Genomic DNA, 24,216 nt, shown 5'->3' with positions numbered 1-24,216 from the left:
CCTAGTAACCTACAGGTAAACCTAACATTTCCCGTGTGACGAGCACGACTCCTTGATCAGTAACTCTGAAGCCTCGCGCCTCATCATCATGACGACTATGACCAATAGTCATGCCCTCAGGAATAATACAACCTCGGTCTATTATCGCTCTTCGCACTCGACAATTACGTTTTATTTCCACATCGGGAAGTAATACAGAATCTTCGACCTCAGAATAGGAGTGCACTCGAACATTCGAGAAACACACAGTTTTGCGTACCGTCGCACCTGAAATAATACAACCACCAGACACCACTGAGTTTATGGCAGAACCACGTCGGTTGTCTTCTTCCCAGACAAACTTTGCAGGCGGCAATTGCTCTTGATAGGTCCAAATCGGCCAACGTTTGTCATACAAATTCAACGCAGGGACAGGTTGAACTAATTCCATATTGGCCATCCAGAATGAGTCCAAGGTGCCGACATCACGCCAATATACTTCTCTTTGATCGGTTTCATCAAAAGCATAGGCATATACCGGATGATCTTTGATGATGTCGGGAATGATGTCCTTACCAAAGTCGCGATCAGAATCTGATTTTTCTGCATCTTTTTTCAATTGCTCAAACAAAAACTCAGTATCAAAAACATAATTACCCATGGAAGCGAGACATTTTTCATTGTTACCAGGTAGGGGAGAAGGATGCTCGGGTTTTTCTTCAAACCCTTTTATGCGCATATCCTCATCGACCGACATGACACCAAACTGACCAGCAGCTTCGTGAATTGGTACAGGCATGCAGCACACAGTCATTTTAGCGCCAGATTCAGCGTGCTTAGCGATAAGGGTTCCATAGTCCATACGATATATATGATCACCCGACAAAATCATCACGTATTTGGGTAATTCATCACGGATAATATCAATATTTTGAAATACCGCGTCAGCAGTTCCCTGATACCAGTTATCTGAAGATCGCTGTGACGCCGGTAGAATTTCTACTGATTCACCCAGTTCCTTTTTAAAATGGCCCCAGCCACGGACGAGGTGTCGAATGAGCGAGTGGGATTTGTATTGGGTGACCACACCGACACGACGGATCCCGGAATTAATGCAATTTGATAGAGGAAAATCAATAATTCGGAATTTTCCTCCAAAATATAATGCAGGCTTTGCACGCCAATTAGTTAATTCATGCAGCCTTGATCCTCTCCCGCCGGCCAAGATGAGAGCATAAGTCTCTTTTGTTAGGTTACTAATATAGCGGGGGTTTTGACTTTCCATACAGGCAATTCCTCATACACAGAAAAGATGTTTAAGTTGCCAAGGAGAGAGACTACACAAACAGTCGCCTTGTAATTTGAGTTTGGCATGATGGACGAGTAAAAACAAATAACAAAAACAACAAATACGCTGAATGGGTCAACTTAGCGAGATTAGTTGGCAAAAAACAATAATTTCACCAATAATAAGCCAATCAAAGATGACTTTCAGGAATCGTAGAAATGCTACATATGGCTATTTTGGTGACGGACAACTTGCCTATGTTTGAGTTAGGATGTGCCTTAGAGGTATTTGGTTATCCCAAAAAGGACAAGCCCAGTTGGTACAAATGCGACGTCATCAGTTTTGATGCCGATGTGTTAAATGCCCCTAATGGATTGCAACTCAAAGTGCAGGAAGTTAACGAAATTCTACACTATGACATTTTGTTGATCCCTGGTTGGAACACTGAATCCAAAAAAATTAAAGTTGCCTTGGCTGAGCAAATTGTCGCCTTTCATGGATTAAATAAACGAATTATAACTTTTTGTTCAGGTGCGTTTTTACCTGCGCAACTGGGTTTACTGAACAATTGCCAAGCCACCACACACTGGCGCTACGCTAAGCAGTTTCAACAACGTTTTCCACTGGTCGAGTATGTCGATAACGTGTTGTATACCCAGCATGATAATTTGGCTTGTTCAGCCGGCAGTGCTGCAGCATTGGATTTGGCTATCGAAATCGTGCGCCAGGATTTTGGTCACGAAGTCGCCAATGAAGTTGCCAGACGACTGGTGATTTCACCGCATCGTACGGGCGGGCAGGCTCAGTTTGTCGAAACTCCCGTTCCGCAAAAGCACCAACGCTTTTCAAGCACTTTGGATTGGGCAATTGAACAGCTTAATACCTTATTGAAAGTGGATGACCTGGCGCGACATGCGAATATGTCCAGGCGTAGTTTTGATCGTCACTTTAAAGCTTCGATTGGCATGCCACCCAAGGAGTGGTTGAATCAACAGCGCATTCGATTGGCAAAAGAATTACTAGAAAAAGATCGGTTAACAATGGATGAATTAGCCTCTAGAGTCGGATTCGATAACACGGTGACTTTGCGTTTTAACTTTCACAAATTTGTCGGCATTTCTCCGAGCGAATACCAACACCAATTTTATCAAGGATAATTTTCGACGTCTGAACGCCAAAATAACAATGGGATTCACTCTCAATAACGCAGTTGTCATGGGCTGAATTAAAATCTTCCAAAACGATCGAATGATCACGATTGGCGGCTTATGGTTAGAACATAATTAGAGACCGTTTTAACATTTTGAAAATGTTAACAAAATGTTATATTGGCTAAACGCAAACAACACATTGAGAAAATAAACATGACACTTTTAAAAAATATGTTCATAGGGATTGTACTTTTATTTGTTGTATTGATCGTTGTGGGCTTCTTTTTGCCATCCGAGTTTAGCGTACAACGCACTGTGGTCATTGAGGCTCCGGCAGAAGAAGTTTATCCACATATTGTCGATTTAAAGCAGTGGAAAAATTGGGGTGTTTGGTTTGCCCGAGATCCACAAATGAAAGTGACATATTCTGGAACAACTGCTGCCCTTGGCATGAAATCAAGTTGGCAAAGTGAGCAGGAAGGCAGTGGTGAGATGACCATCACGGCTTTGGTGCCCAATAAGAACGTGACGTATAGCCTGTATTTTCCAGACTTTGATATGGGCTCGACTGGAGAGTTACAGCTTGTTGAGAGTCAAGGCGTCACGACAGTAACATGGAGAGATTATGGTGATGTCGGAAGCAATCCAATCAATCACTATTTTGCACTAATGATGGATTCGATGATTGGCCCTGACTTTGAACAGGGGTTAAGCAATCTCAAGACGATTGTGGAAAATCAATCTTAAATTACGTTTTGTGTTCCAAGGATTTCATAAAAAGAACAATCTAAATGGGCGTTACTTTGGTGGGTTTCCGATGTAAACGCCTTGGGTTTTTCCATGCCCCGTGGACGTATCATACAGTTTATTTTGCTGCTGGTAATGTTCAACTATTTCACTCACCCGATTCGTTGCTTGGCGTTTTAACTGTTCACATTGAAAGTGTGGGGGCATGGTTTTGAGTGCGCGTTCAATTTCCTGACCTGCTTGCAACCAAAGATCTTGATGTCCTCTTTCATGTTCTAACAGTGACGTGTAATAGGAGTCAAAGGTACGTTGAATCGTTTCCGATGCCGTAGTGCGATTGGTCATTTTGGGTAACGTAAAAATACCATCCAAAGAGACTTGGATATCGGAGATTTGGCACAAATTTCCAACGCGCTGCAAGCCAAATTTGGGGATCAGTTTCCACTGAGTGCCACCATGAAACAACTGATTCTCTTTGCTCACTGGAGATTTTCGGCGAAGCTCTAATTTTATCTGCTCAACGCTGTCTGGCTCGATTGAATAGTGAGTAAACCTTTCACGCACCAAAACCTGAGCTGAAACAGCTAAACTGAGCAGGCTCAGCACGCATAGTGTTATGACAGATTTGATCCCAGTTTTCATCATATAGCTCAAAAACCACAAAAAGGTTTAACCTCTGATTAAAGGTACTGTTTTCTGGTGTGTTTCGAAAGTGTTTTTAGCGCAATGTGGGATTTTTCTGGAGCAACGGTCCCTATTAGGGTTGGTATTAGATGGCAATCCTCATTCACTTGGCTAAAATTTAATCAGTAGCAGTAAGTGTTTTTATCTGAAACTTTCACGATTCAATAGAAATTTATGGACAAGCACAAAGGAGATAATGTCAGTGCAGCGCACCAATCCAATGATTATGGTTGGACTTATTGTGGCAATGATACTGCTTTTAGCCACAATTTTTGTATCTTCAACAAGGCCAGAAACTGCAGTTAAAAAAGTCGTAGTCGCGACGGGGAATTGGCCTCCTTACAGCGGTGAGACTTTGCCGCACAATGGGATTTCTGGAGCCATTGTCGATTTTGTTTTTACCCAAATGGGCTATCAAGTAGAGTATCGCTTTATGCCATGGAGCCTCGCCCAAGCCAGCGCTGAAACCGCGCAGAAAAACAATCAAATCAGAGCAATTTATCCTTATATACAGACTGAAAGACGCGAATCCCTTTTTTATTTTAGCGAAGGCTTGATTGATATTTCCTTTGGTGTCTTTTACGACCGCTTTCATAATCCTCTAGGGATTGAAATATCAAACTATGAAGATCTTAAAAATCATGCGGTGATGATGTTGGATGGCTATGATTTCGATCCGTTAATTAGTCAATATATCCCTCAAAATACCTGTACGGTAAAAGATACTGCACATGCAATTGAAACACTGGTTAATAATTATCCCTATGCCTTGTTAAGCACTGAGCCAATAACGAGTGCGGCGATAACGAAATTGGAAACGAATAAAAAATTAAGTGATTTCAATATAGCGTCGCTTATTCCCGCGTTGCAAAGTGTTCAACATGAGGTTGTGGGATTTTCAAATGCAGAGGTTTCGCAAGAGGTTTATCTTACTTTAGTTTATCCAAATGGAGAGTTAACAGCTAATAACATCAGTTCAGAAAAATTAAATATTATCGCCTACGAAACAGCCGTTACCTCGAATAAAAATTCTTCACAACCTGTGTGTGGATTTGAGTCCCTCAATGATGCACTGATAGCGTTGTTATATTTGTCGAAACCCAGAGTGTTATTGGAAGCAAGAGAAGTTGCAGAAAGTGTTTTATCCAGGCAGTTGCCGGCGCTGTCTGCAAGGATCAGTCAAGGGCAATTTTCCAATGCAGTCCCACACAAGATGATGTTTTCAAAAAGTAATCCTGACAACCTGGCACTCAGAGATGAATTTGATCGTATTCTTCGAGAATTAAAGTCAAATCAACAGGCCTATCAAGAGTTAATAATTAAGAGTATCAACGCCATCGATATGTCTGATGCGGTCGCGTTAAAGCCATTAAATCAAGACAGTACGATTGTGGGCTGGCTATTCGATGTCGAATCTCAAGAGTGTGAACTCGATAGTCCGCAAGCATTTCCTCTTGGTTCCAAAGCTTCTATCAAACGTTGGCCTCAGCAATTTTTGTCTTGGCAACCTGAAGTAGAATTAAATTATGCAGTAGGTAAGGTACTGAATGGCCCTCTTTCTGGAAAAAGCGAACTGTATTGCTTTCAAGCTAGCAGTATAACCTTGCGATAACAAAGCAATAGACCTGTCTACGGAGAAAATATGAGAGTTTCAAAAGATAAAAGGTGGTTTAAAAATCCGACAAATTATCTTCTCGGCGCATACTGCATTGCAGTGTTGTTGTTTTTTCTTGCCGAACTAAAATTATTTGGTCTTGATCAGCATTTGCGTGCGACAAATCAAGTGCTGATATTGTTTGCACTACTGATCATGCCTTTTGTCATTATCAATATGCCTAGTTTCATTCAGTCACTAACATTGAGGGTTTCAGATAAAGAATTCCATGTCCAACTACATGAACTAAAATCCGATTTTAAACACACCATCAATCGCGTGCAGCAGCAAGTCAGCACATCTGAACAATCCTTATGGCCTATGTTAGCAGGTGAGGATATTTTGGCAGACCAAAGGCTTTCACAGCCCAATCCTGAACTGATTATTGGTACAAAAAGTGATCCCTCCCAACTATTTTTATCCGAGTTACTCGCCTTGGCGATAAATCATGTCGAGCCAGACATTCGATGTGTTATCCGCTATCCAAATGGAGACAGCATGCATAACTTTGCGGAATTGAAGTACCGCTGGATCGATCTTTATATGGATTTTACTGGCACCTGTATTCAATATTTTAATATTTCGCACACAGCTGACGACGATCATACTCAGTGTAAGTCCGATGAAGAGATAATCGAAACATTAAATGTATATGGACAAAACCTCGGTATCGAGTGGTTTCCAACACTAGGTTGCAGCGAAGACTACTGCCTGGTAATGACGGAAGCGCAAAGAGATGAGCATCAGATAGAAACGCTCAGCGATCTAAAAACTAAAGCGAAGAATCTAGTCATTAGTGCCGATCCGGAATTTATTAATCGCCAAGATTGTTTACTTGGTCTAGTTGAATATGGGATTAATTTTAAATCCGTTTTGCCTTGCGGTTCCGACCGTTATGCAGCATTGAAAACAGAAGAAGCTCAGGTGTTTACCGGCTATGAATCTGATCCTCAGCTTACAAAAGGGCAGGTCGTTGCACTTCAAGATACAGAGAATTTTTTTCCTCGGTACATGGCTCTGCCAATGGTGTCCAGTAAGCTAGTTGCCGCTTTTCCTAAGCTCCGCGATGGTTTCGCATTGTTGCAAGGATGTATGAATACTGAAGATTTGAATGCAGCAGTGAGTCGTATCACTGCTGCAAATTACGATGTGCAACGAGCTAAAGCAGAAGCTTTGGCGATATTTAATCGTACACTACAGAAGAAACGTGTGAGTTGAGTTATGCGGTAGGTGTTAACGAAAAATCAGTGCTAGTGGTTAAAAGAACCCGTCCCAAGAGCGCTGACGGGATGACGCGGGATTGGAATGCTCATCGACTCCGGTGATTCCCATAATTACAACGTCAACGCCACTGTCTATCTCAACGTCAACTCCGCGGTGCTCTTGGGCGGAGTCCTCCGCGACCAATCACCCATAGTCGCATCACTAGTTATTGTTGACTTAGCGCGGCGGCGACCTTCGACAGTGATTCTCGCCCCAATGCCTGCATGATATTTCTACCTGCCAACGCTAGAGCGTTGAGATCCACGCCGGACTCAATTCCCATGCCATTTAACATGTATACCACGTCTTCGGTTGCCACATTACCGGACGCGCCTCTGGCATAAGGACATCCACCTAAACCCGCTACAGCACTGTCAATTGTTGAAATGCCTAGTTGAAGCGCAACCAAAATATTTGCCAAAGCCTGGCCATAGGTATCATGAAAATGCACAGCGACTTGATCTAAAGGAACTACTTGTAATACATGTTCTAACATCATGCGGGTTTTAACCGGGGTTCCAACACCTATGGTGTCTCCCAATGATATTTCATAGCAGCCCATTTTTAATAGCTTTTGTGCTACATCAGCGACTTTTTGTGGGGCGATTTCCCCTTCATAAGGGCACCCTAAGACACAAGAGAGGTAACCTCGGACTTTGATATCTTTTTGATTCGCCAGCTCAACTAATGGTTGGAATCGCTGCAGGCTTTCATCGATTGAACAGTTGATGTTCTTTTGTGAAAAGGCTTCAGACGCGGCGCCAAACACCGCGACTTCATCGACATCTGCTTCAAGCGCAGCTTCAAAGCCCTTTAAATTCGGAGTTAATGCGGTATATGTGACGCCAGAATGACGCTTCATTTGTCTAAATATTTCACCACTGTCAGCCATTTGTGGCACCCATTTGGGCGACACAAAACTGCCTGCTTCGATCACGTTTAATCCTGCTGACGCGAGCTCATCAATCAAGGTTAATTTGCTCTGTAAACTCACAGGTTGTTTTTCGTTTTGTAGACCGTCTCTGGGGCCAACTTCTACGATTTTCACTTTTTCAGGGTAGTTGAGCGTTTGCATAGTAATGTTTACTCTTGTAGCTCAAAGGCTAAAAGTTGTGCGCCACCACCAACTAAGTCACCTGCGCTAAAATAAAACTCAGTCACTTTACCTTTGTTCGGCGCTTTGATAGCGTGTTCCATCTTCATAGCTTCCATGACCATCAACGTGTCACCTTTTTCTACTAGTTGGTCAACGTCGACTAATAGACCCACGATAGTGCCGTTCATTGGCGCATTGAAACCACCGTGATGATCGTCGACATCTTCAAGGCCTAGATCAGGCGCTTGAATCGCACAGGTTACCGCCATCTGCTCAGTGAAAAGTGTGGCATGCTCAGTACGTTCAACCCACTTGATCTGCTGATTGTGACCATTTAGGTTGATGTTCATCACATCTTTGCTCAGCTCACAAACGCAAACGTATTCTTTATTGTCGACAAAAATTTTTAAGGAGTGCCTTGTGTGATCCAAACGCCCCAAATGTTCTACTTTGACAGATATTGAAATACCTTGAATAAGCAACTCTAACTTTTCTAAATGGGATTCATTCATGCGCCAATGATTACTTGCTTGCCAAGGTGAATTAACCAAGTCTTTTGATTGGTTTTCACTTTGGCGACGCATTATCAGAAACGCAGTGGCGATTGGAACCATTGTTTCAGTTGAAGATAAGTCACTCAAAAACAACGAAGATTCATGGCGCTCAATAAAGTGTGTGGTTAATTTTTCTTGTTGAAAGGCTTCGTGTGATGCCAGGTTATATAAAAAGTCTATATTTGTGGTTACACCATCCACGTGATAATCGCTTAGAGCACTAGCCAATCTGGCTAAAGCTGTTGCGCGGTCTGCATCCCAAACGATCAGTTTGGCAATCATAGGATCGTAATAGGGTGATACGTCATCGCCTTGAAGCACCCCAGTGTCAACGCGCACGTGTTGTGATTCTGTTGGCGGAACAAGCTTAATCAATTTACCGGTTGAAGGTAAAAAGTCGTTGTTTGGATCTTCTGCATAGACACGAGCTTCGAATGCATGGCCGTGGATTTGCAAATCACTTTGTTCGCAGGGAAGTATCTCGTTTTGAGCGACTTTGAGCTGCCATTCAACCAAGTCTTGTTGGGTAATCATCTCTGTTACTGGGTGTTCAACCTGCAAACGAGTGTTCATTTCCATGAAGAAAAATTGACCATCGGGTTCCAGTAAAAACTCGACAGTTCCAGCACCGACATAATTGATAGCATGAGCGGCTTTGAGCGCGGCTTCGCCCATTTGTGCGCGTAATGCTTCAGTCATTCCCGGAGCTGGCGCCTCTTCGATAACTTTTTGATGTCGTCGTTGTACCGAACAATCTCGTTCAAATAGATAAACGCCGTTGCCGTGGTTGTCACAAAACACCTGTATTTCAACGTGACGCGGATCAGCCAAATACTTTTCTACTAACATTATGTCATCGCTGAAACTTGACATGGCTTCACGTTTTGCCGCATCTAACGCAGCAAAAAACTCATTGCTAGCGGCAACTTGTCGCATTCCTTTACCACCACCACCAGCGGCTGCTTTAAGCAGTACCGGGTAGCCCATATCATCAGCATGTTGCTTGAGTAGGTCCGCTGATTGATCCTCGCCGTGGTATCCAGGCACCAGGGGCACACCAGCCTTTTGCATGATTTGTTTAGCGGCTGATTTGGATCCCATCGCCTCGATCGCTGGCACAGGCGGACCGACAAAAATAATATCGTGTTGTTCACAAAGTTTGCAGAACTGGGCATTCTCTGACAAAAAGCCGTAACCAGGGTGAATCGCATCCACACCCAATTTTATAGCAGCGGCAATAATCAGCTCACCCTTAAGATAGCTTTCACGGGAAGGTGCGGGTCCAAGTCTAACGGCTTCGTCTGCCATTTTAACGTGTAATGCATTAGCGTCGGCATCAGAATAAACAGCGACAGTAGCGATACCCATCTTGCGGGCAGTTTTAATGATTCGGCAGCTAATTTCGCCGCGATTAGCGATCAATAGTTTTTTAATTGGACGTGTTTGTTTCATTATTGTACTCGCCATGCCGGTGTGCGTTTTTCCAAGAATGCAGATAAACCTTCTTGACCCTCTGCAGATACTCGAGTCGTGGCAATACGCAGACTAGTTTTTTCTATCAATTCTTCTTCAAGCGGTTCGTCTTTTACATCGAAAACTAATTGTTTTGCAGCCGCCACAGCAACTGGCCCATTTGACAATATTTGTGATACCAAAAGCTCAACATTACTGTCTAACTCTTCTTCGGTCACCGATTCACTGATTAAGCCGAGTCTACGGGCTCGACGAGCAGAGAATACCTCGGCAGTCATAAAGTAGCGTCTGGCAACGCGATCGCCCATGGCATCGATGACGTAAGGACTGATCGTCGCGGGAATAAGCCCTAGTTTAACTTCGCTTAGGCAAAACTTACTAAGTCGGCTTGAGATGGCAATGTCACAGCAGGCAACCAGTCCTACTGCTCCACCAAAGGCTGCGCCCTGAATTTTTGCAATGGTTGGCTTAGGCAGGGTGTATAGCGTATGCAACATGGTCGCCAAGGCATTAGCATCGGCTACATTTTCATCATACGAGTAGCTTGCCATGCGCTTCATCCAATTGAGATCCGCACCGGCGCAGAAGCTTTTCCCTGCCGCTTGTAAAACAACAACTCTCGCCTTGTTATCACGTGCGGCGCGATTAAACATTTGGGTCAGCGTGGCAATAATTTGATCATCAAACGCGTTGTGCTTTTCCGGTCTGTTCAAAGTAATAGTGACAACCCCTCGGTCGTCTAAATGATACAAAACACCTTGCTCATTGGCCTGGGGAGAAATGTTTAAATCTGTCATGTTCGGAAACTACCTTACATTCTGAACACGCCAAAGCGTGTTTCTTCAATGGGTTTGTTTAATGATGCGGAAATCGAAAGTGCCAGTACAAATCGCGTGTCAGCCGGATCAATCACGCCATCATCCCATAGTCTTGCAGATGCATAGTAAGGATGTCCTTGTTCTTCGTATGTATCGATTATGGGTTGCTTGAACGCCGCTTCTTGATCTTCGCTCCAATCTTCACCTTGACGCGTTTTTTGATCCCGTTTGACCTGAGCAAGTACACCTGCTGCTTGTTCGCCGCCCATCACTGAAATCCGCGCATTGGGCCACATGAACATAAATCTTGGATCGTAAGCACGACCGCACATGCCATAGTTGCCTGCACCAAAACTACCTCCTATGAGCACGGTAAATTTGGGGACTTTAGCACAAGCAACGGCAGTCACCATTTTTGCTCCGTGCTTTGCAATGCCGCCAGATTCATATTGTTTCCCGACCATGAACCCGGTGATATTTTGTAAGAAAATTAATGGGATTTTGCGTTGCGAGCACAACTCAATAAAGTGTGCACCTTTTTGTGCCGACTCGGAAAACAAAATCCCGTTGTTCGCGACAATCCCAACAGGATAACCAAAGATACGCGCGAACCCACACACCAAAGTTGTGCCAAACAGCGCTTTGAATTCATCAAACTCAGAACCATCAACTATGCGTGCAATGACCTCTCTAACATCAAAAGGTTGTCTTGCATCTTTTGGGATCACGCCATAAACATCTTCAACTGGGTAGGCAGGTTCTACCGGATCGATTTTGTCAATGTAGGTGACTTTGGGTCGGTTAAGACGCGCTACGGCGTCACGGGCAATAGTCAGTGCATGATGATCATTATTAGCCAAATGATCTACTACTCCAGACGTTCGACAGTGCACATCGCCACCGCCGAGCTCTTCTGCCGTGACAACTTCCCCGGTAGCCGCTTTAACCAAGGGGGGACCACCAAGAAAAATGGTTCCCTGTTGTTTGACGATGATGGATTCATCTGCCATCGCCGGCACATAAGCTCCACCTGCGGTACAAGACCCCATTACTACCGCGATTTGTGGAATATTTTGCGCAGACAAATTCGCCTGATTGAAAAAGATGCGACCAAAATGCTCACGATCCGGGAATACTTCGTCCTGTCTAGGCAGGTTGGCACCACCGGAATCGACTAAATAAATGCATGGCAGGTTGTTTTGCTGAGCAATGGTTTGCGCGCGAAGATGTTTTTTTACCGTCAGAGGGTAATAGGTACCGCCTTTCACAGTTGCATCGTTAGCAACGATCATGCATTCAATGCCCGAGACTCGGCCAATACCCGCAATGACGCCTGCCGCAGGGACATAGTCTTCGTAAACGTTCCAAGCCGCCAATTGAGACAACTCCAAAAATGGCGAACCACTGTCTAATAGCACGTTTATGCGCTCTCGGGGTAAAAGTTTGCCGCGAGAGGTATGACGTTCGTTTGACTTTTCACCGCCACCCAGTTTTATTTTAGCGACGATTTCTTTCAGGTCCGCTACTTGTTCACGCATATGAGCTACGTTGTCAGCGAAGTCCTGAGATTGCGTATTTATTTTTGAGGCAATTCGGGGCACAGATTTGCTCCTGATCCAATTAAGCTATTTTTAACGGACTGACATGACATTATGATGTCAGTCCAGAACTGGTGATTAAAGCGTTTCGTTGAACAGCTCTCGACCGATCAACATGCGGCGAATTTCTGAGGTGCCAGCGCCGATTTCGTATAATTTGGCATCGCGCAACAATCTGCCCGTTGAGTACTCATTTATGTAGCCATTACCGCCAAGCAATTGAATGGCATCAAGTGCCATTTTGGTCGCCAACTCTGCAGAGTATAGGATAGCACCGGCTGCATCTTTACGTGTGGTTTCACCGCGATCGCATGAGCGAGCAACAGCATAAACATAAGCTCTGGCAGCATTCATTTGAGTGTACATATCGGCAATTTTGCCTTGTACTAATTGGAATTGGCCGATGGATTGACCAAACTGCTGGCGATCATGAATATAAGGCACAACAACATCCATGCAGGCTTGCATAATCCCAAGTGGACCACCCGATAACACAAGACGTTCATAATCAAGGCCACTCATTAGAACTTTAACGCCACCGCCTTCGTGGCCGAGAATATTTTCTTCAGGCACTTCACAGTCTTGGAAAACCAATTCACAAGTATTTGAGGAACGCATACCCAATTTGTCGAGCTTTTGTGCTTGGGTGAACCCTGGTGTGTCTTTTTCAACGATAAAGGCCGTAATCCCACGTGATCCGCCATTAACGTCTGTTTTTGCATAGATAACAAAAGTATGTGCATCAGGACCATTGGTGATCCACATTTTATTACCATTGAGAATGTACTTGTCACCTTTTTTGTCTGCACGCAGCTTCATGCTGACAACGTCTGAACCCGCGTTGGGCTCGCTCATCGCAAGGGCGCCAATGTGTTCGCCACTTACCAGTTTAGGCAAGTATTTTTCTTTTTGAGCATCGTTGCCGTTTTTGTGTATCTGGTTGACACATAAATTGGAATGCGCGCCATAACTTAAACCAATACCCGCAGAAGCGCGGCTCACTTCTTCCATAGCAACGGTATGAGCCAGATAGCCCATATCAGAACCACCGTATTGTTCTGCTACCGTTACTCCTAACAGTCCCATCTCACCAAGTTTTGGCCATAGCTGATTGGGAAAGGCATTGTCTTCATCTGCTTTTTCAGCCAACGGAGCAATTTCGGCTTGGGCGAAGTTGTATACGTGGTCACGCAACATATCGATGTCTTCGCCAAGTCCAAAATTAAGTGTAGGGTAGGGAGCATTCATCAATGTTATCCTCTGTTTAATTGTTTAAGTTCGTCTCTGCATCGAGACTCAACATCATCCAGTTCGCTCATCAACATTCTTATGTCTTCTAGTTGCTGATTGAGCACTGCACGTTTTTGTTCGGTCATCTGCAACATGGTTTCAAGTTGTGCTGCAGAATTTTGGTGGCTGTCATACAGATTAAACAGCGTTTTTGTCTCAGCCAGCGAAAACCCTAAACGTTTTCCTCGGAGCACTAACTTTAGTCGAACTCTGTCTTTGTTGCTGTAGATCCGAGACTGACCTTCTCGTTTAGGAGTCAATAATTGTTGTTCTTCGTAAAAACGAATTGAGCGAGGCGTTACAGCAAACTCTTTAGCCAGTTCACCGATACTGAATGTGCGCATTGTTTCATTGACCTTGTCATCAGTAATAGAGTGTTGGGTCGAATCGCTCATGTGGGCCGCCTTGAATCCGTTTCTCTTTTATGCTTTTTAAGGGGTTTACCTTTACGTTCACGTAAACCTTGGTTTAAGTTAATTCACTTCCTTGATATCGTCAACTTTGCGCGACATGAGATCGACGATATCTAAAGGGTTTTTGTTCAGTTTCATGTACAAAAACGTAAAAACCGCCTAAAAACTAGCAGTCGCAAAACCCAGATATCGTCAGATTTACGCTGGTTATGATCCCTTAACCGCATTACCATGGTACTGATTTGTGATTAGTTTATTGGGTTAATTTTATGGATCTAAACGGATTGAGAATTGCGGCAGTAGTGTTAGGTTTGTTATCAGCGGGATTTGCAATTAGCGCAGAAAAAATCAACGTACCGTATAAAGATATTCTTCAGGCTCCATTTCAACAAGCAGACAAAACATTGAGCTATGGTGCATCTCCTTTGCAATTTGGAAAGCTCTGGCTGCCCAAACCAAAAGAGCAGAAGCCCCCATTGCTTATTTTTCTTCATGGTGGTTGTTGGTTGAACGCGTTTAACATCGAACACAGTTTTGCGCTAACCTCAGCATTGGCTAATTCAGGAGCAATGGTTTGGAGTATCGAATATCGACGAACCGGTGATGAAGGTGGTGGCTGGCCAGGAACCTTTGAAGACACGGTGAAAGGCGTCAAGTTTGCGCTGGATCAGTCCCAATGGGGTTTTGATCCGACAAAAGTCTTTATAGTTGGTCACTCAGCAGGTGGTCACTTAGCACTTTTGGCAAACGACGCTTTGGCGAAAAGCAGATATCAGAATATAGAAGCTATTGGCCTGGCTGCGATCACCGATGTGATTTCGTATAGCCAGGGCACGAACAGTTGCCAGTCGGCCACAGACAAATTCATGGGAGGAAGCTATGTGCAGGAAAAACACGCGTATGTCGCGGCAACGCCGAAGTGGTTTGACAATGTCACTCTTATCCACGGTAGCCAAGACAATATAGTCCCAATTGAACAATCCGAGAAGGCATCTGCATCTGTCCTCGTAGTGGAGGGAGCTGGGCATTTTGACTTCTTACACCCACAAAGTACTGCTTATGCCGCGTTGCTGTCTGTAATTTATAAGAGAAATGAATGAAGGTATTACATCAATCACTACAACAAATCGCCTGTATTGCAGACAATGTCGATCCGCTAGCTAGTAAACGAGAATTGTTTGATTTGCCCGAAGGAGTAATTTATCTGGATGGTAATTCCCTTGGTGCTCTACCAAAGATCTGTAAACAAAGAGCCATTGAAGTCATCAACCAACAGTGGGGAACTGACTTGATTTCGAGTTGGAATACCCATAATTGGATTGATTTACCGCACGTTGTGGGAGAAAAAATCGCACCGATTATTGGTGCCCAAGCTGGGCAAACTTTGTGCTGCGACTCCATTTCAGTCAATTTGTTTAAAGTGTTAAGTGGTGCATTAAAAATGCAAGTGAATAGGAGCCTTGTGCTCTCTCAAAGCGATAATTTCCCAACCGACCTTTATATGGTTCAAGGACTTACTTCGCTTGTCGGTGAGCAACATTGCAAACTGAAACTGGTTGCAGAAGACGACATAGCACCGTCTTTAAATAGTGAGGTGGCTGTCTTAATGCTCACCCATGTGAATTTTAGAAGTGGGTGTATTCACGACATGAAAAGGCTCACTCAAATGGCCCACGAACAGGGCATTTTAGTAATTTGGGATCTAGCGCACAGTGCCGGCGCGGTGGAACTTGCTCTAGATGAGTGCGAAGTGGATTTTGCAGTAGGATGCACTTACAAGTATCTCAATGGTGGACCCGGTGCGCCGGGTTTTATTTACGTCGCAAAACGCCACCAACGTCACTTTCAACAGCCTCTTTATGGTTGGATGGGTCATGCGTCACCTTTTGCGTTTGATAAGCACTATCAAGCAAGCCCGACGATTTCACAGAATTTGACTGGAACACCTGCTATATTGTCGATGAGCGTTTTAGACGCCGCATTGTCAGTTTTCGATAACATCGAAATGCGACTTATCCGTGAAAAATCCATCAAATTAACGGAATTTTTTATTCAATGCTTAAGTGAGTTGGAGCTGAATGAAACTTTAGCGCTTTCATCTCCTCAAGATCCAACAAAAAGAGGCAGTCAAATCTCAGTGGCTCACAAAGACGCCTACGCAATCTGCCAGGCACTGATAGATGAGGGGGTTATCGCTGATTTTCGCGCACCTGATATTTTACGTTTTGGATTTACACCACTTTACACTCGCCATATCGACGTACTTAACGCCGCAATTCGGTTGGGCGAAATAGTTAACAGTAGGCGATACGATCAGGCACGATTTCGCGAAAAAGCAAAAGTCACCTGATGGATTTGTTGGGTCATTAACAGTGATGCTAGTTGCAAATCAGTAATTAGAAAAAGGGGCCATTTATAATTGGCACTGTAACGTTTAAACCCGCAACTTTATAAGGCGTAGATAAACCGTTGTAATTCGTTTTTGAAGCAAGCATACTAACTTCTGACCGTCTAAAAAATAAACATCGATAACTAATAATAATAATGACAGCAGTGCGTGCTAGTTTCCTCATGACTATCTTCATTGGCCATGCCTTTTGGTCTGGAAATAGCTATTCAAATGTTCCTCAACAAGTCAAAAAAGAATCGATAAAGCAGGTATTAACCTATTGTGTTGACCCTGACTGGATGCCTTATGAAGCCATCCGCGCAAACAAGCACGTAGGATTGTCCGCCGATTACGTTCGCTTGATTGAAAAGTACAGCAATGTAGATTTTAAACTGGTTGTTACCGAATCTTGGAACGAAACCTTACAACGATTGCAAGACGGAAGCTGCGAAGCCGCCGCCATGTTAAATCGCACCCCAGAAAGAGATGCGTACTTAGCCTTTTCCAAGCCTTTTTTTAATGCCGAAAACGTATTTGTTACCAACTCAAGTATCGCCTATGTTTCAGGCTATTCGTCGATAGGCGATCGAAAACTAGGTTTAGTGCGTGGATACCGGCACGAAGAGTATGTACAACGTTACTACCCTGAATTAAATATTCTTTTGGTCGACACTGAGGCAAAAGGCTTGCTCGCTCTCAGTGCTGGAAAGGTTGATGTGCTTGTCGGCTCAATGTTGTCGGTGACATCGCACATTCAGAAGTTTGGGTTGGGCGATCTTAAAATCTCGGGCCTGGCTAAACCCCACGACTTGTTAAGCATGGGCGTGATTAAAAGACGAGCCGATATGCTCAATGAAATAAATCAGGCCATTGATGCTATTTCAGAAGCCGAACATGTTGAGTTGTTTCGACAATGGAATCAGGTCAAGGTGATCGACGAAGTGGATTATCGACTATTTGTTGGGCTGGCTGCCACGTTTATCGTTTTAGTTTGCCTTGTTGCTTGGCGAAATCATTATGTGGTGAAGTTTAATCGTACATTAATGGTGAAAAATGAACTATTAGAGTCTTTGCAAGAAGAGCTATTGGAAAAGAATAGTCAATTGGAATTTCTCTCCAATCGTGATCCATTGACATCATTATATAATCGAAATTACATGGTCCAGCGATGTGAACAAGAAATTGCCATGGCCAATCGTTTTGAACAGCCTAACTGCCTGATCTTGTTTGATATTGATCACTTTAAAGTGATCAACGACAACCATGGTCACAGTATTGGTGATGAGGTGATATGTACACTTTGTGAGTTGGTAACTGAGCAAATTCGAGAAATTGATGTATTGGCTCGATGGGGAGGGGAAGAGTTTTTAATATTATGCCCACGTTCAACATTAAACGAAGCTGAAATATTAGCTAAACGGATCCAGACAGTAGTTGCTGGGCACCACTTTGATATTGTCGAGCACATAACCTGTAGTTTTGGCCTGGCACAATACCAACCCAAAGAGTCATTTGTTAAATGGTTTGATCGCACCGATAACGCCATGTACCAAGCCAAGAAACAGGGGCGAAACCGGGTTGTCAGAGAAAGCTAAATCTCCCAATTTCACCAAAATCCAGGGATGAACGGATTTAGCGAAACCCCAAAACCTGTAACAAATTGGGTTCATCACTTTGTCGTTTAACCCAATTGTTCTCATACATCAGCCAACCAGCGAGAATGCCTGAGAAAAGACCACCTAAATGCGCGACATATGCAATCGGCGCGTTGCTTTCAAAGGCACCATACAAATCTTTTAGGAACCAAAAGCCAATCAACCAATAAGCACTGACCCTAAATTTTTTGCCCCACGCCCAAATTAATGTCCATGCACAGTTTATTTTCGTTTTTGGATATAGAAACAAATAGATGCCGATAATCCCGTTCACCGCGCCACTTGCTCCGATGGCAGGGGCCCCATCAAAAACTACATGAACTATCCCTGATATGAAAATTAAGCAAAAATAGATAAATGGATAAGTAGCATTGCCAATTCGAGAACAAATGACATTGCCAAACAGAAACAAGTAATACATATTTCCGAGGATATGAGATAAATTTCCGTGCATAAACCCATGGAAAAATAAACTCGCGTTATATCCATCAAGGACGTAGGGATCAATCGCTCTGGATCCTGAATAAACAAAAAGAAAAAATAAGAATGTAAGGCTGATAACAATAAAATTAGAAATTGGTTCAACTTGGACTTCAACTTCTGCTCGATAGGGTATAAACATACATCTTCCTTGAATAAAAAAGGCCTTTTCTGCCGATTCCCTGACTAAAACTTTATATTGTAACTAGCCAAAATTTCACATCAAAAATGAGCTCGTTATAAGCTGTGACCGTAATGGATTTTGGATTGCCCATTTCAGTTGTTTCACTAAGAGAAAAAATTGTAAAAAAGACAGACAACATTGCTGCACTACAGGTCTTCAAATTGCTCGATTCTTTGTGATTCAAGTTCGCTCATTTCGCACCAGCGCTGTATATCCGGCAATGCCAGTAATCGCTCAAAATACTTTTCCACCAAACTCGTAGTTCGCACACCATACGTTTGAAACCGCGTTGCAACGGGGGCAAACATGATGTCAACAAAGCCATATTGACCAAAAAGCCAACTTGTCTTGCTAAGCATTAGTCGAGTCTCGACAATTTGTTCGATTCTGTTGATATCTTCCTTGACCGAATCGGTAATTTCATCAAGGGTTTTACGAGCACGTATGTTCACTGGCAATGCAGTGCGCAATGCCATTATCCCAGAATGAATTTCGCAGCATATACTGCGGGCTATTGCTCGTTCATTCTTGTCAGAAGGCCATATTATAGAGTGAGATTCATATAGATATTCGGCGATAGCTAACGTATCCCAAATTACCAAATCATCCACTTTTAATGCAGGCACTAAACCTGTCTGACCGCCTAAAGCTCGAACTTTTTCTCTTGAGCCTGGAGTAAATAAATCAATAGTGTTTTCACGAAATCTTAGCCCAGACAATTTCATCAGAAGCCACGCACGCATCGACCATGATGAATAATTTTTGTTACCGATAATCAGTTCATATTGCATAACCTACGATCCCCTAAGCAAAGATTGATTTATTTTTTAATGCTATTCCAAATGTCATCATCTTCGTCGCCCTCTAGTAGGAAGGCTTCTTTATTTGCGCTGATCCGCCGACCTATTTCGTTGAGGCGTTTTCGGTTGGCGTTGTTCAAATCACGTTTATCTAGTTCATTAAAAATACGTAGTGTTTTAGCTTCTTTGTGTTCGGATACTTCTGATTCAATTAACCCTTGAAGCAGGTTTAATCCAAAGGCTGCTTCTTTGGGAAATAGCAGATAGGCCTGATAGAAGTAATCCACAGATTCTTCATATCGTTGTTGGCTATGCAGCTGCAAGCCTTCCTTATTGAATTTAAGTGCTCTGGGTCGCCGAGCTCCCATTTCTTCTTCACGCTGTTTGATTACCATGGACGAAATGGTTTTTTCTGTTAAATCCTCGGTATCACGCATCTTCTCTTCGCTTTGGAACAATAGCTCAGCTGCGCGTTTCTCATCTCCAACGCTTGCCCAAGCTTTGATCGCGTCGGTCATTGTAGGAACATCTGCAACGGTAAATTCTTTTAAATCCGCTTGTTCAAGCAAGTTCATCGCCTTGTCTTGGTCATTTTCCAGTATCGCCGCGAGAATATTAGCGTAATCACGCTTCAGAACTAGATTTTCTTCCAAGTAACCTCGACCAGCACTACCAATTAAAAATCGAGCCACTTGGATCGGCTTGGCCCGCTCGTTAGGTTGTTTTGACTCAGCTATTGTTAAATAACATCTTGCTAATTCGAGCGATAATTCAGCATGTTTTTCACGGATGTGTTTATTGTTTATACGTTTTTTTTCAAGTAAATCGATGGCTTTTTCGGTTTTGTTTTGTAATTGGTAAACATAGGCTTTTAGCTTTGCCGCAGCCATAGACAAGCTACTTTCTTTGATCAAATCAATATATTCTTCGGCTTCTTCATATTCCTGTCGACCTACACATATGCGTGCCAGCCATTCACAGGCTTTGTCATTGGTCAGATGCGCACCCAACATATCCTTAAGTAAATCTTCGCTAATGTCGATTTTGCCCATCAGATATTGAGCATGAATAAGTCCCCATTTAGCCCAGATAACATTTGCTGCGGAATCTAATACGGATTGATATAACTGTATAGCTTCTTCAAATCGTTCCAATTTTAGAAGCAGTCTTGCTTTGAGCTTTAATAATGCTGTTCGCGATTTGGGCAAGGTATTACTATCTGATAATTCCTGCAACTGAACCATGGCCTTTTCATATTTTTTCTCATCCATATTTTTTAGAATCGGTAAACAATGCTTTCTAATCGTTAACGTATTTATGATGGTTTTTTCTAGAATTTTAATGGTGTAAGGCTTTATGACTAGATCATCAGGATGGATATCGACAATTTGACCGATGATTAATGGAAGACGATCAGAGGTGACAAAGATTAAACTGGTGGTGTGACTGAGTAGTTTTTCACGCCCCAATTCTTGCATAACTTCGACGCCATTTTTGTGGTCCCCTAAGTGAAAATCCATCAAAATCAAATCGATTTGACGGACTTTCATATCGCGTTTTAAATCGCGACCATGGGAATAACAGGCAACATCCATGAACCCCATGTCAACAAGGTGATTACGCATATGGATTCGGGCCATGCCATTATCCTCAACCACTGCAATGTTGATTTTGCGTCTTTCCACAACACTCTCTACGGGTTATCACTGTTGTAAACAATATAGCAAGCAAGCGTAGTGAAAAACACTATGTATTTGACCTTCATCATAATTTTAATACGTAATGTGCAGTGCAAACCATGATGGTTGAGTGATTGATAGTTGACATATTGCGATCTGTATACAGAAGTTGGCAGTTTCCACGTGAGGATTTTTAGCTTTACGTTAACGTTAAGGTAAAAACTTTGATAATCTGTTTTACATCACGTTAACACCCGTTAATAACAACGATTAACTCAATTTTGTGAAGGTTCCTAACATGAAAAATGTGCCCCTACTCATCAACGGTGAATTCTGCGCTTCACACTCTCAAGAAAGTATAGATGTGACTAACCCGGCCACTAACGAAGTGATTGCCAAGGCACCTTGTGCTACTGCAACGGAAATAGATATGGCTGTTGCCAGTGCTAAACAAGCATTCGAAATCTGGCGAGAAGTCCCGGTGCCGGAACGTGCAAGGGTAATGATGAATTATCAGGCATTGCTCAAAAAACATCACGATGAAATTGCAGAAATTCTTAGTAGTGAAACAGGTAAAACCTTCGCCGATGCGAAGGGCGATGTTTGGCGTGGGATTGAGGTCGTTGAACAAGCCGCAAATGTGTCGTCGATGATGATGGGAGAAACAGCCGAGAATGTTGCCAGAGGAATTGATACATACAGCTATATTCAGCCTTTAGGAGTGTGTTTAGGCATTACGCCGTTTAACTTTCCAGCGATGATCCCGCTTTGGATGTTCCCTATGGCAATCGCTTGCGGTAATACATTTGTGTTAAAACCGTCAGAGCAAGATCCTTTAACGCCGATTCGTCTGGCAGAATTGTTTATCGAAGCAGGTGCACCAAAAGGTGTACTGAATGTTGTGCATGGTGGCAAAGATCAAGTTAATCAATTGTTGAACCATGAAGACATTAAAGCTGTGTCTTTTGTTGGTTCTGTACCGGTCGGACAACATATTTATAAAACGGCTACTGATAACATGAAACGCGCACAGTGTTTTGCTGGGGCAAAAAACCATTCTGTAATCATGCCCGATGCAAATAAGGCGCAAGTGTTAAACAATTTGGTTGGCGCCTCTGTAGGAGCAGCTGGTCAGCGTTGTATGGCCATATCCGTTGCAGTATTTGTAGGGGAAAGCGAATCGTGGATCAACGAACTAGGCGACATGCTAAAAGAAGTTAAACCTGGTCTGTGGAACGATGAAGCCGCAGGTTTTGGTCCCCTTATCAGCCCACAAGCCAAAGCGAGAGTGTTGTCACTGATCCAACAAGGCAAAGATGAAGGTGCAACCTGTCTGGTTGATGGTTCAGACTTCAACCTTGCTGGTTATGAGTCTGGAAACTGGGTGGGTCCAACGGTGTTTACCGATGTCACTGAGAAGATGGCTATTTATCAACAAGAAATCTTTGGTCCTGTGCTTTGCTGCATGGCAGTGGATACGCTTGAAGAAGCCATCGCACTGGTTAACCGCAACCCTTATGGCAACGGTACATCTATCTTTACCGCTAGTGGTGCTGCTGCGCGTAAATATCAACACGAAATTGAAGTGGGTCAGGTTGGGATCAATGTTCCCATTCCAGTGCCGTTACCGTTTTTCTCATTCACAGGTTGGAAAAATTCGTTTTACGGAGATTTGCATGCCTACGGCAAACAGGCTGTGCGTTTTTATACTGAAACCAAAACGATCACTGCGCGTTGGTTTGAAGATGACATTCCATCTGGTCCTAACATGACGATCAACCTGCGTTAATGTCCGAGAAGCTAATATTATTGGGTTGCAAAGCAGCGTTTTTTTAGACAGGTATTAAAATGAATTTTGATTTAACAGAAGATCAAGTGGCGTTCTCAGAGACGGCCAAACAATTTGCTGAGCAAGAGCTCGCCCCTCATGCGGCAAAATGGGACAAAGAACATATTTTTCCTAAGGAAGTCATACAAAAAGCAGGTGAACTGGGCTTTTGTGCGCTGTACACGCCCGAAGAAGCTGGTGGACTTGGACTTAGCCGCTTAGATTCTGCAATTATCTTTGAACAGCTAGCCAGTGGATGCACGGCAACCACTGCGATGATGACCATTCACAACATGGCTACTTGGATGATCGCTAGTTGGGGTACTGAAGCGATAAAAGATACCTGGTGTCCAACACTTGTCACTGGCGAACATCTGGCGTCTTATTGCCTCACTGAACCTGGTTCAGGTTCTGACGCTGCGTCACTACGAACAACCGCCAAAAAAGACGGCGATCACTATGTCATTAATGGCTCCAAAATGTTTATTTCCGGTGCAGGGGAAACTGATGTTTTGGTGGTAATGGTCAGAACTGGCGGACCAGGTGCAGAAGGAATTTCTGCAGTGGTGATCCCGGCAGACGCCCCAGGGATCATTTATGGTAAAGCGGAAGAAAAAATGGGTTGGAATGCGCAACCAACTCGTCTTATCACATTTGAAGATGTCAGAATTCCCGTGGAAAACTTGCTAGGTAATGAAGGGGAAGGTTTCAAGTTTGCAATGATGGGACTTGACGGTGGCCGCGTAAATATTGCTGTATGTTCGATTGGTACGGCCCAACGCGCGCTGGAAACTGCTACGGAATACATGAAAACCCGAACACAGTTTGGAAAACCTCTTGCTGCGTTTCAAGCCTTACAATTCAAGTTGGCCGACATGGCAACAGAATTAGTTGCGGCGCGACAAATGGTGCGCCTAGCGGCATTTAAAATAGACAGCATGGATGCAGACAAAACGACCTATTGTGCAATGGCAAAACGTTTTGCAACCGATGTTGGCTTCAACGTGTGTAATGACGCGCTGCAATTACACGGTGGTTATGGTTACATCCAAGAATATCCCCTTGAGCGTCACGTTAGAGATGTTCGTGTCCATCAAATACTTGAGGGCACCAATGAGATAATGCGAGTCATCATTGGTAGACGGTTATTGGCTGACAATGACAATTTAATTCTTTAAACAGTGAGCGAACAA

The 24,216-nt window shown here is 43.5% G+C and carries 20 protein-coding genes; 9 read left to right on the top strand and 11 right to left on the bottom strand.

The genetic code is table 11. The features are described from left to right. Position 1: 1 nt before the first annotated feature. Entirely contained in the window at positions 2 to 1,264 is a 1,263-nt protein-coding gene (gene glgC, locus FM019_RS06955) for a glucose-1-phosphate adenylyltransferase (RefSeq protein WP_143835199.1), read from the bottom strand. 221 nt (positions 1,265 to 1,485) lie between these two features. Here glgC and FM019_RS06950 point away from each other — a divergent pair, with 221 nt between their 5' ends. Continuing rightward, entirely contained in the window at positions 1,486 to 2,424 is a 939-nt protein-coding gene (locus FM019_RS06950; protein ID WP_143835198.1) for a helix-turn-helix domain-containing protein, read from the top strand. A 207-nt stretch (positions 2,425 to 2,631) separates the two neighbouring features. Next, complete coding sequence (locus tag FM019_RS06945) at positions 2,632 to 3,165, top strand: SRPBCC family protein (protein ID WP_143835197.1); 534 nt, start codon at positions 2,632 to 2,634, stop codon at positions 3,163 to 3,165. A gap of 51 nt (positions 3,166 to 3,216) precedes the next feature. On the opposite strand, the gene FM019_RS06940 is transcribed toward FM019_RS06945, so the two are convergent. Further along, on the bottom strand, positions 3,217 to 3,810 hold the full coding sequence (locus FM019_RS06940; protein WP_143835196.1) for a DUF922 domain-containing Zn-dependent protease: 594 nt from the start codon (positions 3,808 to 3,810) through the stop codon (positions 3,217 to 3,219). 235 nt (positions 3,811 to 4,045) lie between these two features. Here FM019_RS06940 and FM019_RS06935 point away from each other — a divergent pair, with 235 nt between their 5' ends. Both FM019_RS06935 and FM019_RS06930 read left to right on the top strand, forming a co-directional pair. Further along, positions 4,046 to 5,461 carry a substrate-binding periplasmic protein gene (locus tag FM019_RS06935; RefSeq protein WP_143835195.1) on the top strand — a complete coding sequence of 472 codons (1,416 nt, stop codon included), beginning with the start codon at positions 4,046 to 4,048 and terminating at the stop codon, positions 5,459 to 5,461. 30 nt (positions 5,462 to 5,491) lie between these two features. Beyond that, positions 5,492 to 6,721, top strand: coding sequence for a glycine betaine ABC transporter substrate-binding protein (locus FM019_RS06930; protein ID WP_143835194.1), 1,230 nt, complete (start codon positions 5,492 to 5,494; stop codon positions 6,719 to 6,721). A 211-nt stretch (positions 6,722 to 6,932) separates the two neighbouring features. Here FM019_RS06930 and FM019_RS06925 read toward each other — a convergent pair whose 3' ends face one another. The 6 genes from FM019_RS06925 to FM019_RS06900 all read right to left on the bottom strand — a co-directional run bounded on the left by FM019_RS06925 (position 6,933) and on the right by FM019_RS06900 (position 13,939). After that, positions 6,933 to 7,841, bottom strand: coding sequence for a hydroxymethylglutaryl-CoA lyase (locus FM019_RS06925; RefSeq protein ID WP_143835193.1), 909 nt, complete (start codon positions 7,839 to 7,841; stop codon positions 6,933 to 6,935). 8 nt (positions 7,842 to 7,849) lie between these two features. Beyond that, complete coding sequence (locus tag FM019_RS06920; protein WP_143835192.1) at positions 7,850 to 9,868, bottom strand: acetyl/propionyl/methylcrotonyl-CoA carboxylase subunit alpha; 2,019 nt, start codon at positions 9,866 to 9,868, stop codon at positions 7,850 to 7,852. Further along, positions 9,868 to 10,686, bottom strand: a complete 819-nt coding sequence (locus FM019_RS06915) for an enoyl-CoA hydratase/isomerase family protein (protein WP_143835191.1) — start codon at positions 10,684 to 10,686, stop codon at positions 9,868 to 9,870. Before FM019_RS06915 ends, FM019_RS06920 begins: the two co-directional genes overlap by 1 nt. A 14-nt stretch (positions 10,687 to 10,700) precedes the next feature. Continuing rightward, positions 10,701 to 12,308: a carboxyl transferase domain-containing protein gene (locus FM019_RS06910; protein WP_143835190.1), complete on the bottom strand. Its 1,608-nt coding sequence runs from the start codon at positions 12,306 to 12,308 to the stop codon at positions 10,701 to 10,703. Positions 12,309 to 12,383: 75 nt separating this feature from the next. Then, complete coding sequence (locus tag FM019_RS06905) at positions 12,384 to 13,553, bottom strand: isovaleryl-CoA dehydrogenase (protein ID WP_143835189.1); 1,170 nt, start codon at positions 13,551 to 13,553, stop codon at positions 12,384 to 12,386. 5 nt (positions 13,554 to 13,558) lie between these two features. Beyond that, entirely contained in the window at positions 13,559 to 13,939 is a 381-nt protein-coding gene (locus tag FM019_RS06900; RefSeq protein ID WP_409553366.1) for a MerR family transcriptional regulator, read from the bottom strand. 338 nt (positions 13,940 to 14,277) lie between these two features. On the opposite strand from FM019_RS06900, the gene FM019_RS06895 reads away from it, so the two are divergent. The 3 genes from FM019_RS06895 to FM019_RS06885 all read left to right on the top strand — a co-directional run bounded on the left by FM019_RS06895 (position 14,278) and on the right by FM019_RS06885 (position 17,992). Then, positions 14,278 to 15,108: a S9 family peptidase gene (locus FM019_RS06895; protein ID WP_143835187.1), complete on the top strand. Its 831-nt coding sequence runs from the start codon at positions 14,278 to 14,280 to the stop codon at positions 15,106 to 15,108. Beyond that, entirely contained in the window at positions 15,105 to 16,358 is a 1,254-nt protein-coding gene (gene kynU / locus FM019_RS06890) for a kynureninase (protein WP_143835186.1), read from the top strand. The genes FM019_RS06895 and kynU overlap by 4 nt, the downstream gene beginning before the upstream one ends. A 221-nt stretch (positions 16,359 to 16,579) precedes the next feature. Further along, positions 16,580 to 17,992, top strand: a complete 1,413-nt coding sequence (locus FM019_RS06885; protein ID WP_185969215.1) for a diguanylate cyclase — start codon at positions 16,580 to 16,582, stop codon at positions 17,990 to 17,992. 37 nt (positions 17,993 to 18,029) lie between these two features. Here FM019_RS06885 and FM019_RS06880 read toward each other — a convergent pair whose 3' ends face one another. From FM019_RS06880 to FM019_RS06870, 3 genes are all read right to left on the bottom strand, one after another. Beyond that, complete coding sequence (locus FM019_RS06880; RefSeq protein ID WP_143835184.1) at positions 18,030 to 18,674, bottom strand: rhomboid family intramembrane serine protease; 645 nt, start codon at positions 18,672 to 18,674, stop codon at positions 18,030 to 18,032. Between the two features lie 188 nt (positions 18,675 to 18,862). After that, positions 18,863 to 19,507: a glutathione S-transferase family protein gene (locus tag FM019_RS06875; RefSeq protein ID WP_143835183.1), complete on the bottom strand. Its 645-nt coding sequence runs from the start codon at positions 19,505 to 19,507 to the stop codon at positions 18,863 to 18,865. Between the two features lie 29 nt (positions 19,508 to 19,536). Next, the gene (locus FM019_RS06870; RefSeq protein ID WP_143835182.1) at positions 19,537 to 21,201 is read right to left on the bottom strand and encodes a response regulator; all 1,665 of its coding nucleotides are present in this window, start codon (positions 21,199 to 21,201) and stop codon (positions 19,537 to 19,539) included. 292 nt (positions 21,202 to 21,493) lie between these two features. On the opposite strand from FM019_RS06870, the gene FM019_RS06865 reads away from it, so the two are divergent. Together FM019_RS06865 and FM019_RS06860 are read left to right on the top strand one after the other, a co-directional pair. After that, positions 21,494 to 22,984: a CoA-acylating methylmalonate-semialdehyde dehydrogenase gene (locus tag FM019_RS06865; RefSeq protein ID WP_143835181.1), complete on the top strand. Its 1,491-nt coding sequence runs from the start codon at positions 21,494 to 21,496 to the stop codon at positions 22,982 to 22,984. A gap of 59 nt (positions 22,985 to 23,043) precedes the next feature. Continuing rightward, positions 23,044 to 24,201 carry an acyl-CoA dehydrogenase family protein gene (locus FM019_RS06860; protein WP_143835180.1) on the top strand — a complete coding sequence of 386 codons (1,158 nt, stop codon included), beginning with the start codon at positions 23,044 to 23,046 and terminating at the stop codon, positions 24,199 to 24,201. Positions 24,202 to 24,216: the final 15 nt, after the last annotated feature.

It is taken from the genome of Aliiglaciecola sp. M165, from assembly GCF_007197995.1.
GTDB lineage: Bacteria > Pseudomonadota > Gammaproteobacteria > Enterobacterales > Alteromonadaceae > Aliiglaciecola.
Note: the sequence above shows the minus strand (reverse complement) of the source record. Positions and strands in the feature narration are given on the sequence as shown.